The organism is Variovorax sp. GW821-FHT09D04 (assembly GCF_059416405.1).
Map to the genome: position 1 here is coordinate 536,545 of NZ_JBWKPA010000002.1, position 14,551 is coordinate 551,095.

A 14,551-nucleotide genomic window follows, 5' to 3' on the forward strand; every position below is an offset into this window, starting at 1 on the left:
GTTCGTTGAACGATAAACGCCCCGCACTGAAACTTCTTGCATCAATCCGGTCTCTGTCACTCTAACTATCAAAGGAGAGCACTCATGGAAAAGATCATTCTTTACGTCGACGACGCCGTCTATGCCAGCGAGCAGTTCGCCGAACTGGCGCCGGATGCCGACAACGTCGTGGCGCGCCATTGGGTGCTCGTGGCCTGCGCGCCGCGCATGACACACCGGATCAGCAAGTGGGTGAGCCACAGCGCGCGCGAGAACTGGCGCGCCAAGTGGTTCAGCAAGGTGCAGGCGCAGATGCTGCCGCTGCTCGAACGCAACGGCGGCCAGGTGACGGCGGTGCTGGCCAAGGGCCCGCTGACCGACCTGACGCAGCAACTCAAGCGCGAGCACGCGGCCACCCACGTGGTCGATGCGCGCCGCCCGAAGATCGGCGTCGACCTGGAACCGGTCACGCCCGACCAGACCCCGGCCAAGCAATCGGGCTGGGCCTTTCCCGGCGCCGTGATGGGCATGGGCGCGCTGCTGGTGCTGGCCAACGAGCTGGCCGAATAAGCCTGATCAGGGCCGCACGCCCTCCCGAACCGACACAAGCCCCGCTGCGGCAACGCAGCGGGGCTTGTTCTTTTGTGCGGGCCCGTGGGGTATCCTGCGGCGCATGCGCATCCTCCTCAAATGGCTGCTCAGCGCCGTCGCGCTGCTCGCGGTCGCCTACCTCTACAGCGGCGTCCAGGTCCAGAGCTTCGGTTCGGCGCTGCTCGCGGCGGCCGTGATCGGCCTGCTCAACATGGTCGTGCGGCCGGTGCTGGTGATCCTCACGTTGCCGGTCACCATCGTCACGCTCGGGCTGTTCCTGTTCGTGATCAACGCCCTGCTGTTCTGGGCCGCCTCGGGCCTGCTCGGCGGCTTCCATGTGAACGGCTTCCTCGCCGCGCTGCTGGGCTCGCTGATCTACTCGCTGCTCGGGCTGCTCATCGAGAGCGCGCTGGGCGGGCTGCTGTCCTCCCGGCGCTGAGCGCCGCCCCTCGTCGCTTCACTACTTCAGCGGCGGCTCCTCGGCCTGCTGCTTGACCAGCACGTCGACGGCGCGCGCGCGCGTGTCGATGATCGATGCCTCGTAGTGGTCGATGGGCGCGCCCGACTTGCGGACCAGCTCCTGCGCCGCCTTGAAGCGGTCGCGCGCCGCCGGGTAGTCGAGGATCGCCACGTTGGCCTCGGCATCGGCGCGGATCGCGCGCAGCGTGTCGTTCTGCGCGCCGTACAGATTGGCCAGCGTGCGCCAGGCCGTGGCGTCCCGCGGATGAACGGCCACCCAGTCGCGCAGCACGGGCACCATCGGCGCAGGCTGGCGCTGGGCGATCGCCGCTTCGGCCGCGAGGATCATCTCAGGCCGCTCCTTCGACTTGGCGTCGAGCAGTGCCGCCGCGCGAGAGGCGCCACCGGCCGCGAGTTCGATCTCGGCCTGCAGCCAGCGCGCCTGCTTGCTTGCGGCCGCATCGTCGGCCGTGCGGGCCACGAGCCGCTCGGCCAATGCGCGCGCCGCCTTGAAATCGCGCAGCTCCTTGGCCGCCATCGCCGCCGCGTAGAGCGTGCCCGCCTGCTGGGCCGGTGAACTGCCCGCGAACTCGCCGCTCGACGCCGCATTGACCCACAGCCGCAGCACGTCGACACCCGGGCGCGTCAGCACGCGGGCGCGCGAGGCGACCATCGCGTGGTCCATCACCAGCGGCACCGTCGGCGGTGCCGCTTCGGCACGGAACTGGAACCGGCCCTGCATGTCCGAGATGCGCTCGGTCGTCAGCGGGTGGCTGCGCAGGTAGGGGTATGAGCCGTTGTCGTTCAGGCGCGAGGCGTACTGCAGCTTCTCGAACATCGCCGCGGCGCCCTGCGGCGCAAAGCCCGCCTGCGTCATCACGCCGAAGCCGATGCGGTCGGCCTCGCGCTCCATGTCGCGCGAGAAGCTCAGCTGGTTCTGCATGAACAGCGCCTGGCTGCCCATTATCACCGCCTGGCCGGCGTCGGAATTGCGGCTCTTGCTGGCCGCGATCATCCCCAAGATCAGGCCGGCGATCATCAGGGGCATCTGCTTGCCCTGCTTGCTCATGATGCGCGAGATGTGGCGCTGCGTGACGTGCGACAGCTCGTGCCCGAGCACCGTCGCCAACTCGTCGCGGCTGCCGACCGCGGCCAGCAGCCCCAGGTTCAGCCCGAGGTAGCCGCCCGGCAGCGCGAAGGCGTTGATGTTTCGGTCGCGCCCCAGCAGGATGGTCCAAGCGAAACGCTCGTCGAGCTCGGGCGTGAGCTCGCCGCGCGAGCGCGCAGCGGCCAGCAGCCGCTGCCAGATGTCCTGCACGTAGGCGGCGATCACCGGGTCGTCGATGTAGTCGGTGTCGCGGTACAGCTCGCGCACGATCTGGTCGCCCAGCCGGCGCTCGGCGCTGGCCGTCATCTCGCCGCCGTCACCGAGGCCCGGCAGGATCTGCTGCACCTGCGCCAGCGCGGGGGCCGGCAACAGCACCTGGGAAGCTATCAAAAAGGTAGCGCACACCGCATGCCGGAGGGGCGTCGGGCGCGTTTTCTTGTGGGAAGAGGGAGTCAAGCGCGGCATTCCTCGTCTGTGGCTCGGGCTCGTATGATGCATCTTCAAAACGAACGTTCACCGATGAGCACCCTCACCCATTTTGACGCCCAGGGCCAGGCCCACATGGTCGACGTGGCGGCCAAGCCCGCCACCCACCGCGTGGCTGTGGCCACCGGCCGCATCGAGATGCAGCCCGCGACGCTGGCGCTGATCGAATCGGGCACCGCCAAGAAGGGCGACGTGCTGGGCATCGCGCGCATCGCCGGCATCCAGGCGGCCAAGAAGACCAGCGACCTGATCCCGCTGTGCCACCCGCTGGCGCTGACCCGCGTGGCCGTGGCCTTCGCGCTCGCCGAGGGCGGCCAGGCGCCGCAGGTGGCCTGCACCGCGACCGTCGAGACCGTCGGCCCGACCGGCGTGGAAATGGAAGCCCTGACCGCCGTGCAGGTCGCGCTGCTCACCATCTACGACATGTGCAAGGCCGTGGACCGCGGGATGCGGATCACCGACGTGCATGTGCTGGAGAAGCACGGCGGGAAGTCGGGCAGCTACGTCGCGACGGCGGGCTGAAATCCAGCGGCTACAGTTCGGGCGCGTCGTCCGGGCGGTTGTCCAGCCAGCGGGCGAACGCGGCTGGAAACGCTACACGGAAGCGCTCGGCCAGCGCGTGCGCTTCTGCATCGCGCCCCAGCAGCTCGGCGCTTTCGATCAGCTTCACGATGACACGCGGCTCGGGCGATAAGTGCAGCACGCGCCCGGCCAGTTCGAGCATGTTTGCGGCATTCGCCGGCGTGACGGCTGTCAGCGTCACCTCGGCGAAGTCCACCTGGCGTGAGAACAGCCATGAGCCCTGGAGCTTGGCGAGCGTGTCGTCGCGGTAGGCCGGCATGCGGGCGTCGCGCGGCAGGTAGATCTGGCTGATGCGGGTGTAGTCCCAGGCGGCGTAGCCGATGACGACGACCCAGGCCGCGGCGGCTGCGAATGCAGCGAGTTTTCTGCCGTTCGCTTCCGGGCGCTTGGGCGATGCCGGCCACAGGATGCCGAGGCACAGGCCGAACACTAACTGGAACGGGCCGTACCAGAGCGGGTACTCGAGCAGGCTGTGCACGAGGATGACGCCGAGCAGGCCCCACGCCATCAGCCGCAAAGGATCGCGCTCGCGCCAAGGCTTTGCCGCCCCCACCATCCACAGAAAGCCGCCGCAGATGAGCAGCGCCGCCGGAATGCCCAGCTCGACCGCGAGGTGCAGCGGCAGGTTGTGGGCGTTGTCGAGGATCACGGGGAAACGCGGGCCGCCGTACAGCGTGGCGAAATGCGCGAAGCTGAGCTCGCCCCAGCCCCAGCCGGTGAGGGGGCGCTGGGCGATCAGGGTCAGGACGTTCTGCCAGAGGACGATGCGGCTGTCGGTGGTGACGACGGCGGGTTGCAGGCGGTGGAGCATGCCGGTGCCGGAAACCGCAGTGCCGGCACTGGCCAGATACGGCAACAGCCAATGAAATGCGACATACAAGGGAATCGCGCCGAACAGGACCCACGGCGCAGGAAGACCGAAACGCTCGCTCTGCGCGCCTCCTTGCGATCCGCGGCGCTCCCGCCATGCCATGACGGCGGCGATGCTGGCGATCAACAGCAATTGCAGCAAGCCCGTGCGGGATACTGACGCCGCCACGGCTGCGACCAGCAGAACGGCTGCGACACTCAACGCCCATCCAGTGCGTCGAGATCGCCGCGACGCATACAGCCATAACGCCGCGACCAAGGCAAGGTTGATCAGCGTCGCGAACTGGTTGCGCTGGCGAAGATTCCCCCAGGCACGTCCTTCGGAGGGAGAGGTGGTCAGGTGGCCAAGAAACTCCGTCCAGCCGTAGTACTGGAGCAGGCCAAGGACCGCGGTCAGCAAGCCTGAGACGAGCAGGCCCATCGCCACTGAACGGGCATGCGACCCTTGACCGCTGACCGCCCCCGCGCCAATGGAGGCTGCAGCGCCTATTCCCACGAACACGCCCAATGTGGGCCACAGGATCGCGGTGACTCGGCCCACGTCTGACAGCACGACGAAGAACGCACTTGCGGCCAACCAGATCCACATCTTTCGTTGCAGAGGGCCTGTTGGCATCAGCACCAGCAGTCCTGCAAGGCATGCCCCTGTGACGAACGACTGCCAAGTATTGACTGAGGGTCCCGCGACCAGCGGGCTCAAGAAAGGGAATGCCACCAGCCCCGCAAGCACCACGAGACTTGCGCGGTCGGCCACAGGTGCGGGGGCGCAGGCAATGTCAACGGTCATCCGTTGACATTGTGCCCTTGGCCCGAATTTCCGAACGGCGGCCCGGTCGGGCCAGAGAGCAACGCCCGACAACCCTGCCGGCGACAGCTTGCCGTACCGTCAGGATCTCAGAACGGTGGCGAAACCACCGGCCTCCAGGCGCGGCGCCAGACCTTGGGCGCCGAGCAGCCGTCACCGGCCTTCTGCGTGCCGCCCACCCCGGTCAGATAGCCAGTCTCGTTGGTGCAATCGACATCGGGCCTCAGGTCCGGCCGGCCTTCGTTCGGCTGGCCGATCATGTTGCGCGAACTCACGTTGCCACGCGTGAAGCCACCAGCAGGAATGGAGACGATCGAATAGAAATCGAAGCTGCCATTGGAATCGACGTCGAAGGAATACTTGTTCTTGCCCGTCAGCGCGTCGAGCACATAGATGATGTTGGGCAGGCTGCCGGTGGCCGTGCAGGACTCGAGGCCCAGGTTCCGGTCTTCCGGCAGGAATGACGTGATCATCACGCTGCTGCCCAGGTTGGCCAGGTCGCCCACAACGCGTTCACCATTGGCCATGGCCCCGGTGTAGTTGATCACCCCCAGATTCAGCAACCACCCCTTTTTGGTTTTCCAGTCCACGGGGTTGGCGCTGACTTGGTAGAAATTCTTGCCATTCTCGATGCCGGTTCCCAGTTTCGCCGACCCCGTGTCGATGGTTTGCGCCACCAGATCCGCGAGCACGACCTTGTTGAAGCCCGTCTTGTCGTTGCCCCCGATCGGCGTCTGGTCCCAGATGCCGTAGATGGCCTGCTTTGTTGCAGGCGTCGTCAGGTCGTCCTCGTCCAACAGGATGCCGGTGCCCACCACCACGATGGCGCCGCACTGCGACGTGGTGCTGTACGTGCAGGCGCTCGCGTCGCCGGGGTGGACCTGCCATGTCGGCGCCGCGTAGATGGGCTGCGTCTTGCCACCCGGCGTGGTGAACAGCGGCCGGTCATAGGACACCACGAACTTCGAACTACGCAGGTCGAAACGCCACAGATTGCCGTTGGCGTCACCGGCATAGGCGGCAACGATCTTGCGGGTGGTGTCCCGCACGGCGACTACACCGCCCAGGCCGCGGTTGCCGCCGGTGACGGCGTTGCCAAACGCGGCTGGCAGCGGGATGAATTTCTTGAGTTTTCCGGTGATCGCCTCCACCACATACAGGCCGACCTGCTTGCCCGTCGCCGGGTAGTGGCCGCTGCCCGTCAACACAACCCAAGTGCCGTCGTCCAGCTGACCTGCGGTGGGGTTGTTGGTCACATTGGTCAGGTTGTCGTATCCCTCGGTCTTGTTGTTCAATTCCCAGAGAAAGTGATCCTTGGTCGGGGTCCGGTTCCCCGAGTTCATGGGTGACTCCAAGCCATACATGAAACTGCCCGCGCGCCCACCCGTGCCGAACACCAGTTGGCGCCATGCGGCGGCTCCGCCCGCAGGGGTCAGGTTGTTCGTGTCGTACACGTCGTGCTCCACCAATGGCCCGTCAAGCGTGTAGCGGAAGCGGAAATTCGAGTTGGCCAGATCGATCTGTGAGGCCATGGCCCCCTTGGGCATGAATTCGGCCAGTTCCGTACCGGCCGGAATGCCCGACAGCGTGGTGTCGTTCTTGGCGGCGTTCAGCACATGGACCTTGCCGTTGTTGGTGGCCGCAAAGATGGTCGGAGGCAGCGATGTCTTGTTGCCCTTATAGGCGGCATAGGTGTCCTTGCCATCGACCGAGCCATAGATGTTGTAGCCCATGTCGATACGTCCACCCACGAACACCGGCGGCGAATTGACCGAGGCGCCGATCGGCTGCTTGCGTGAGCGATAGACGGTGTTGTTGATGTCCTTCTGCGGGTCCTCACCCAACAGGTAGCGGATGAAGCTGCTGTCGGTTTTTTGCAGGTTGTCCGCATTCAACAGCGCCTTGAAGTCGAGCGGCAAATTATTCAGCGTCGTGTTGTAGTTCAACTCCACACGCTTGGTGGCGAGTTTGCTGGGCGCATTGGCGTCGTAGTCCGACAGGGAAAAAATCTTCCGGCTCGTCAGGGCCGGCATCTTGGCATTGGCGGACCATGCGGGAACTGCCTTGCCGGACGAATCCACGGAAAGATAGCCGCCGCTGGCATTCAGCTGGAAAGCCTTGATGTCGCCGCTGTTGTCGGCCGTTTGATATTCCGTCGTGTACTTGTATTGGTTTTCCAGTGTCTGGAATTCGCTGCTGTTGCCTGACACGGCCACACCGGCATCGTTGCCCGAACCCACCATGCTGCTGAGCGCATTGTCGAGAGCTTGGCGAACATCTTCGCCCGAATAGACGCTGTACGCGCGACCACCACCAGTGAAGCCGGCGCGGATGAAGTCATCGACGCGCCGGGCATCGGCCGCACTGCCAGAGGTCGAGTTCAAATCGCCAGATGCCCACTTGGGACGCGTTGTTGAATTACCGGCAAGCCAATCGTTGTTGTATGCATTGATTTGTGCCCAGGTCAAACCGTTGGCCGTTCCAGACTCCCCCGACGGCGTCAACCCCCAGCCAATCGTGAAGGTTGTCATGTTCTGCCAGAAAGTGGGGTTGTGCTGGCCTTCAATGGGAGGGACGTTATTAGGCAGTGTGTCGGAGAAGTCCGTGCGCCAGAAGTAACGGGCCGTCAGGTCGGCGAAACCGTAGCTGCTGGCCTCTCCATCGCTGTAAGGGATGTAGAGATTGCGGGCTGCGAGCCTGGTTGCCAGATTGGTATTGGTATTGCTGGACCCCGTGGCTCCGCTCGGGTTGAATTGAAGCGCGGCGGGGTTGCCAGACGGATTTCCGCTGTAATTCGTGCCCTGCGTGCTGGCATATTTGATATCGGCGTTTTTTGTGGTTGCAGAATTCCACGCGCCATCGGACAACACGATTGAATAAGCGCGCCGGCAGCTCAGATCGTTGGCTGCGCTGGTTTCACCCGTGCTTGTTGGATCATTTTTCCAGGGATTTCCGTAAGTCGATTTGACGTCACCATTGTAATAGCTGGCTGCGAGGGACAGCGTATTATGGCTTGGCGTTCCTTGAGCCGGAATGATTCCATAGATCCAGTTGTAGAACTGTGTTTTCCACTTCTTATTGGCATCATCTTTGTCGTCGATGAAATACCGAACACCTCGTACGATGCTGGTTGCCGTTCCGCTTTTTTCGGTTGCCGTGTTGGTGTAGTTGTATTGAACATATCCCACACGAAACTTGTTGTCATAGTTTTGCATCGCCTGACCCACGGCCGTACTGACCGCGAGGGTGCGAGTGCGATACCAGCGATACCAATTGAGAATGTTTTGAAGTTCTTTTGCTTTGGTGCACTCGGTCGCATTTGCTCCGCAATCTGTGCGCTTGTGCCCGGTGGGCAACGTCACGCTGCCTGATGTCGGAGTGATATCTGTCGTGGTATTGGAGGAGCAGCTGGTGTTCGTGCATCGAACATAGGAAAATTTCGCATCACTGTCTATGCTGCCCGCCGTCGTGTACGTGACATAGGACGGGACGTAATTATCGTCATTGATCGTGTAATCGATGCCCGGCGCCGAATACGTAAATTTTCTGGATGATTGGTTGTCTATGAAAACAAGCGGATTGACTTCTGCGACACCGTTTGAATTGACTCGAGGCGAATAAGTAATCGAAGGGTTGTAGTACTGCGTGTTGACGCTGCTCGATCGCATGCGATACCACGCGTAATCACACGAACTGCCTTTGCATCTTTCAGGCATCGAATACCCTTCCTGGTATTCGTACGCCATCGATCCTGAATTGTCCAGTACGAACATCAGGTTGGGCTTGGCGCCCGGCACTGCACTGAACAATGGCGCTTGGCTGGGCGAGCCGGCAGCAAACGCGCCGACCACAGGAAAAGCTGCAACAACGAGCGCAGCGATCAAACGGTGCGCGATCCGTCGAAAAGCTCGCCACGCGCAGGTTGTCTGCGTGGTCGGTGCAAGGGTCTGGAATGCAGTGTTCATCGCTTATTTCCCCGGGCGATCTGGTGTTTCTTCAAGGGTGCCGTGAGGCCGGTGACGTGGTGCGACGCTCGTGGTGCGCAACCAACCGGATCTCAGGCACTGCTATTTGTTTGAGCGAACCGTTGCGTTCGCTATTTCCAGCAATCCGCAACGTCGATGCCCGTGGCGGGGCTCGCTACCCCCTTCACGCCTTGGCTGTTCAGGGTCAACGTGCCGCACTTGTCTGCGCTCATGCTGCCGGTGCGGGTGGCCTTGAGGGTGTAGCTGTGCGTGGTGTCGGGCGCAAACACGGCAATGGTGTAGTTGGCGGCGCCCGTCTTGGGCGAATTGCGCAGGTTCGCGGGAAGCATGCTGACGTCGCCGTTCTTCTGTTCGACTTCGCTGGCGCTTGTGCCTCCCGCACTGGCGGTGTAGCGGTCATTGGCCGAGTAATAGCGCTGCATGAACTGCGCGGCTTCCATCAGGATGCCTTGGGCTTCGGCACGCTTGGAACGACGCACATGCTCCTGGTAGCTCGGCAACGCGACGGCCGCAAGGATGGCAACGATCGCGACGACGATCATGACTTCGATCAAGGTGAAGCCGCGACGGGACCGACGGGAATCGAAAGGTAGGTATGTCATAGCGGAGAGAGGCGGGTGCATGGAATCAACTGCTGCGCGACAGCACGGACTGCATCCATGATTCGGAGCCCCGGGTGGATTTCCCGGTCGAGCTGTCGAACTTGGCGTTGTTGGCGAAGCCCCGGGCGGTGATCAGGTAGCCCGTGAGCTTGGGCGTGGACGTGCTTTCGATCTTCTGAATGAGGCAACGCGGCGCGATGTCCAGCTGTGCGGAGTCGACGTCGGTGCCGGAGGGCTTCTTGTTGTAATAGTCCGACGGAAGGCTGATCACGTTATTGCCGGTCCAGCTGGCGCTCTTGCGCCACTCGGCGGCGAGGTCGAACTCCGAACCGATCGTGGTGGTAATGATCTTGCCGCGCAGGCCCGTGGTGGAGTACTCGGTGTAGTCCTTGCCGTCGCCATCGAAAATGGCCACCTGCTCGCAGAAACGCAGCGCGGTTTCCGCGGCCTCCCGAGCTACTTCGGTGGAGCGGATGCCGTTGATGCTGCGCTCGCTCTGGGTCGCATTGCGGATGGCGAATGTGCCCAGCAGCGACATGATCACGATCAGGATCAGGGTGATGACCAGCACCGCACCACGCTCTCGCCGGACAACAGGGGTACGTCCCAACAGTATGTGCGGGCAGCGATGAATAAAAGGCGTGGTGCTCATTGGATGATCAGGCGGTTTCTCAACAGCACCGTGGTGATGTAGGCCCTGCGCAGATAGCCATCGTTGTTCGTGATGTCAACGTTGCTGCAGTTCTTGTAAGACGTCCCGCCGGCGGGCACGTCCTTCACGGTCCGATCGCTGCGCATGAGCAGGCACACGCGCACGCTCAGCACACGGCTCCAGCGGTCTTCAGTGAGATCGGGAAGGACACCGCTGCTGGCCAACGCGTCGACCCCGGACGCACCCAGGTACTGGACGATCTGGTGCCGCATGGGATCGTAGGTAGAGGCCAGTTCGGCGCTGGGGCGATTGGCCACGCCGTAGAGGATCTGCATGTCTTCGACATTGGCCAGCAGCGGCTGCGCGGTGCCGATGATGTTGGCCGTTGCGCCGCTTTTCTCCGATCCGCGGCAGGACAGCATGGGCTGCGTACTCGCGTCAGTCACCGAGTAGCGGTTGTCTGCCAGGGTGTAGTTTGGCGCTGCAGACGCGGGCGTCGGAGGTGGGGCCACCTGCGAGGGGGTCGCCGCGAAGATGCCGGTGCCCACGCAATTTGTCGCCAACGGCGTGCTGTCGGTCGAGGGCGTCGTGTTGTCCGTGGTGGCCTCGTACCGGATGGCGATGGCGTCGCTGCCGCCGCCCGGTTTGCACGCTAGGCTGCCAAAGGCGCCCGCAGCGGTGGCATCGGTAAAGCCACCGTCGCACCCACGCACAGCCGGGCCCGCGTAGTTGCCCATCACAGTGGCACCGCTGCCTGGAATGATCTGCCGCGAGTAACCAGCTTGCTTGAGTTGCTGCTGGATCAGGTTGAGCGCGAGGATGCCGTCCTCGTTCATCTGCGTTTCGACCTGGGACATCTGGCTGCCCCGACTGGATGCGACATAGATCGAGAGGCTGGACGCCAAGATCACCAGCCCGAGCGTCAGCGCGATCAGCAATTCGAGCAGGGTGAAGCCGGCGATGTGCTGCCGGCGCGCACGGGGCGAGAAGGTTGCGGTGTTCCTCATAGCGTGACCCGGAAATACATGCAGGTCAGCGAAGCCTCGGTCGTCTCGGAAATGTTGGCGCCCTTGGGACACGGCTGCGACTGACGAAAGCCATCGCCCTCCTGGATCGAGGTCCAGATCAACCAGATGTTCAGCACGCGGGTGGCTGGCAGGCCGTTCACGCCCGCCGGTGCGTCCGTCAGGTCTGCGGTGACGTAGGCGGTGCCGCCCGGCAACCGATTGGCGACGTTGGTGAGCCACTGGGACTTGTCGTAGTTCGCAATGGCCGCGCCGCAGGTATTGATGGGATTCGTGGGATTGGAGGTATCGACCTGGCAACTGGCCGGTGCCTCCGTGGGGTCGGTCGTAGCGGCCGAACGCGTGCTGGCGGTGTACGCCGTGGTGTTGGCGTAGTTCGCAAAGCCGGAGAGATTGGCTCGGGCGCGCTCCGTGTAGTCGGTCACGAGGCTCAAGCCGGTGGCCCGCATGCGGGAGAACTGGTTGTACTTGATGGCCGAGGATGTGAGCCCCGCCATGCCGAACAGGGCAACGGCCAGGATGACGATGGCCACCAGCACCTCGATGAGGGTGGCGCCTCGTTGTCTGTTGTGGGTTTTCATGTCCGTGAAAAGAGGGCGGGGCTGTCCAGGTACGGCCGAGCTGTCGGGCGACCTCATCCCTCGTTGCTATCGCAGTCGGACGCGTTCGCTACGGAACGAACACGGCCGGGCTTGGTGATACAGAGGGCCTTGCGCGCCCACGGCGTGGCGCTGGCACTGCTGAAACCGGTGGCGTCGATGTCGATGCCGTTGGCAGCGCCGTTCAGCAGACCGTTGGGCATGAAGACAAAGCGCCCTGCGGTCTTGAGCTTGATGGACGCGATGCCGGAGGGCTCCACCTGACGAAGCAACAGTTCATCGCCGTTCGTCGAAGAAAAGTCGTTGTTGGCGTCGCGATCGTTGTTGACGAACACGATCCAGCCGCTGGCGTAGCCTTTGGCGCCCGCGGCGGTCTCACAGGCGGTGGCGGTGCTGGACGCCACCCGGCACACAACAACCGGGCGTCCACGCGCAATCGCCTCGGTGCGCGCAATGCGCAGCGAGCCAGTCAGGGCATTGACGGTATTGGAGGCGCGCCACTGATTGATGAAGCGCGACATCGACGGGGCGGCGATGCCGACCAAGATCGCGAGGATGGCGAGCGTGACGAGCAGCTCGATGGCCGTCAGGCCGCGCTGACGCTTCCTGGCGACGAGCGTTTGCATTTGTTTTGTAATGTGTCCATATGTGAATCGAATGCTATCCATTCTTGGAGGACACAAAGCCGCCGCTCATCGCTCCCAAGCGACCATCTGGCAGAGACATGCCAGCTTGCGCTGGCTCTTTTTGCACCAACTTTATCGACGGTTGCTGCGGCCTCGCGAAGGGCGCCTAGGCTTATGGCGACACGAGTTACCACAACTCACGACATTGCACCGAGTCAATAGTTTGATCGATTTCGCGCGTGACCCGACTCAAAATCACCGACTCAAAAGTGTTGACGCTGGATCGATGAATTCCGAACTAATTGGCACCATCACTCGAATATTAGCCAAAGCAAAGCCTCGGATTTTCATTGTTGAGATTGACAAATGAATTGCAAACCCTCAAAGGCAGCATCTTGCCTACGCAAAAATTTCAAGATCCACGTCATTGAATTTCTCCAACTCACAAAATCACTACTCAATCGCGCTCTCGGCATTGAAATTAATGCTTGGCAAGTTAAGATTCCTTTTTGCTAGGGCACCCCAATTTTCAATAGCTTCTTGGCACATTTTTCTTCCGTGAATTTTGCAAATTCTAAGAATCACGGCTTGAGCAGCATCACTTTTGTCATTCATCCCCAACGCAAGAGCATATCGAAATAAGACAGGAGGATATCCATACCGCAACGCTGTCATTTTCATTGAATTCAACTCATCCACTGTCATATTCGGCCGCGCCTCTTTGGCAGCGAATTTTTGAAAACTCTCTAGCTGATTCAATACGATAGCATTCGGAGTGGAGATCACCATCGCTTCCGCCCCTATCCCAGCCGCCTCCAGTCGAAATTCTCGAAAGGATTCTTCAAAGCGAGCATAGTCAAACACAATCACAAGAAAAAGTGGGAATGTGAGAGCAAGAATACAACACAGACTCTTCCCTTTTTTCATTTTCAAATCAACCCCTCCCCCCCTCTGAAGCCATCCCATCAAAATTCCAAGCGGAATTAAAAAATACGCATAGTCAAAAGGGTATTCCAGCATCGAATGAACAAAGAGCCCGACAATTATGGCAAATACCCACAACTCCGATGCATCCCTCAATTTAAAAAATACCCCAAAACACCAAATGGCCAAGGCCAACACAAGAGCAGCACCCAAAAAAACCCCATTCCAGAGCATCAAGTCAAGAATAAGATTGTGACTGTGTTCAAAATAAGCTCCGACGCTAGGATGATCAGGTGCAATCGCATATTGCGCCGCCCCGACCTGTTGCCATCCGTAACCCCAGAGCGGCTCGCGTCTTAATGCATCGACCATTGATACCCAATAAGACAGCCTTATTTCTTGTCCAACTGAGCTTTGGAAATTACGCCCGCCACCAAGAAGCAGAAAATCGTTTATTTCACGAAACTTGAAGACGCCAATCAATGCAAGCACGCACAAGAGCAATAACAGAACTCCTGAAATTCGAATTAGAAATTTCCCCTTCTTCATCCATAGCAAAATCACAAGAATGGCCAACTGAAGCAAACCAGTCCGTGACTGAGACAGTACCATGCCAATGACAAAAAAGCAGGCAAAAAGAAAAAATGGCAGCCTCCCGACCAATTTTCGCTCATAAATATAAAGCGCAACGCACAGCCCCACGAAACAAATAGTCCCAAAATGATTGGGCTGTGCAACGTTCGCAAATGGGCGCCCCCCCGGTTTCAGCTCCGCAAAATAAACGCCCAACTCCTGGGAACCGGTCCACTGAAGCAATGCAATAGTGACACTCAGAATCGAAAATCCGGCAAGCCCGCCCAAGAAAGCCAACAACCACTCATTTCCCAATTTATCTTTTGCAATAGACCCAACAATGACACAACCGAGCCAAATCAGTATGTAAAAGACAGAAACAAGTGCATCACCGCTATATATTATTTTCCCGAATGCAACCTGAAAAACAACAACAACAACCGAAACGCACGCGACAAACATCAGCAACGCCGACTGTTTTCCTCGATCTATTATTTTGACTTCGGCAAGAATCAGAGCCGCCATCAAGAAAAAGACCAGAATTGAGGCTCCGTCGCTCCATGCAGATACCCATGGCGCGTAATGATTGGGAACAAGCCAGCCAACCCCAATCAGGCTCGACGTAATAAAAATCAGGACTTGCCGAAGCGAAAATTTGGACATAAAAAAAGGCAGCCGAAGCTG

Annotated in this window: 12 protein-coding genes; 3 read left to right on the forward strand and 9 right to left on the reverse strand. The window is 60.9% G+C overall.

Annotated features, from left to right (window positions below; translation table 11 throughout):
- Window positions 1–84: 84 nt before the first annotated feature.
- Together AC07O4_RS08740 and AC07O4_RS08745 are read left to right on the forward strand one after the other, a co-directional pair.
- On the forward strand, window positions 85–549 hold the full coding sequence (locus tag AC07O4_RS08740; RefSeq protein WP_070063278.1) for a hypothetical protein: 465 nt from the start codon (window positions 85–87) through the stop codon (window positions 547–549).
- A 103-nt stretch (window positions 550–652) separates the two neighbouring features.
- Complete coding sequence (locus tag AC07O4_RS08745; protein WP_095747298.1) at window positions 653–1,009, forward strand: phage holin family protein; 357 nt, start codon at window positions 653–655, stop codon at window positions 1,007–1,009.
- Between the two features lie 21 nt (window positions 1,010–1,030).
- Here AC07O4_RS08745 and AC07O4_RS08750 read toward each other — a convergent pair whose 3' ends face one another.
- Window positions 1,031–2,602 carry a M48 family metalloprotease gene (locus tag AC07O4_RS08750; protein WP_492743508.1) on the reverse strand — a complete coding sequence of 524 codons (1,572 nt, stop codon included), beginning with the start codon at window positions 2,600–2,602 and terminating at the stop codon, window positions 1,031–1,033.
- Window positions 2,603–2,656: 54 nt separating this feature from the next.
- Here AC07O4_RS08750 and moaC point away from each other — a divergent pair, with 54 nt between their 5' ends.
- A complete protein-coding gene (gene moaC / locus AC07O4_RS08755; protein ID WP_062475294.1) occupies window positions 2,657–3,145 on the forward strand; it encodes a cyclic pyranopterin monophosphate synthase MoaC in 489 nt (162 codons plus the stop codon).
- A gap of 10 nt (window positions 3,146–3,155) precedes the next feature.
- On the opposite strand, the gene AC07O4_RS08760 is transcribed toward moaC, so the two are convergent.
- The 8 genes from AC07O4_RS08760 to AC07O4_RS08795 form a co-directional block, all read right to left on the reverse strand.
- On the reverse strand, window positions 3,156–4,664 hold the full coding sequence (locus tag AC07O4_RS08760; protein WP_495304309.1) for a PglL family O-oligosaccharyltransferase: 1,509 nt from the start codon (window positions 4,662–4,664) through the stop codon (window positions 3,156–3,158).
- Window positions 4,665–4,969: 305 nt separating this feature from the next.
- Window positions 4,970–8,845 (reverse strand): pilus assembly protein, encoded by a 3,876-nt coding sequence (locus AC07O4_RS08765; RefSeq protein WP_492743504.1) that lies wholly within the window; start codon window positions 8,843–8,845, stop codon window positions 4,970–4,972.
- Window positions 8,846–8,976: 131 nt separating this feature from the next.
- The gene (locus AC07O4_RS08770) at window positions 8,977–9,408 is read right to left on the reverse strand and encodes a type IV pilin protein (protein WP_495304310.1); all 432 of its coding nucleotides are present in this window, start codon (window positions 9,406–9,408) and stop codon (window positions 8,977–8,979) included.
- An 85-nt stretch (window positions 9,409–9,493) separates the two neighbouring features.
- Window positions 9,494–10,120 carry a pilus assembly PilX family protein gene (locus AC07O4_RS08775; protein WP_492743501.1) on the reverse strand — a complete coding sequence of 209 codons (627 nt, stop codon included), beginning with the start codon at window positions 10,118–10,120 and terminating at the stop codon, window positions 9,494–9,496.
- Window positions 10,117–11,127, reverse strand: coding sequence for a PilW family protein (locus AC07O4_RS08780; RefSeq protein WP_492743499.1), 1,011 nt, complete (start codon window positions 11,125–11,127; stop codon window positions 10,117–10,119). Before AC07O4_RS08780 ends, AC07O4_RS08775 begins: the two co-directional genes overlap by 4 nt.
- Complete coding sequence (pilV, locus tag AC07O4_RS08785) at window positions 11,124–11,726, reverse strand: type IV pilus modification protein PilV (RefSeq protein ID WP_307637715.1); 603 nt, start codon at window positions 11,724–11,726, stop codon at window positions 11,124–11,126. The genes AC07O4_RS08780 and pilV overlap by 4 nt, the downstream gene beginning before the upstream one ends.
- 53 nt (window positions 11,727–11,779) lie before the next feature.
- A complete protein-coding gene (locus AC07O4_RS08790) occupies window positions 11,780–12,370 on the reverse strand; it encodes a GspH/FimT family pseudopilin (protein WP_492743497.1) in 591 nt (196 codons plus the stop codon).
- A gap of 453 nt (window positions 12,371–12,823) precedes the next feature.
- Window positions 12,824–14,530, reverse strand: a complete 1,707-nt coding sequence (locus tag AC07O4_RS08795; protein ID WP_495304311.1) for a PglL family O-oligosaccharyltransferase — start codon at window positions 14,528–14,530, stop codon at window positions 12,824–12,826.
- Between the last annotated feature and the right edge of the window lie 21 nt (window positions 14,531–14,551).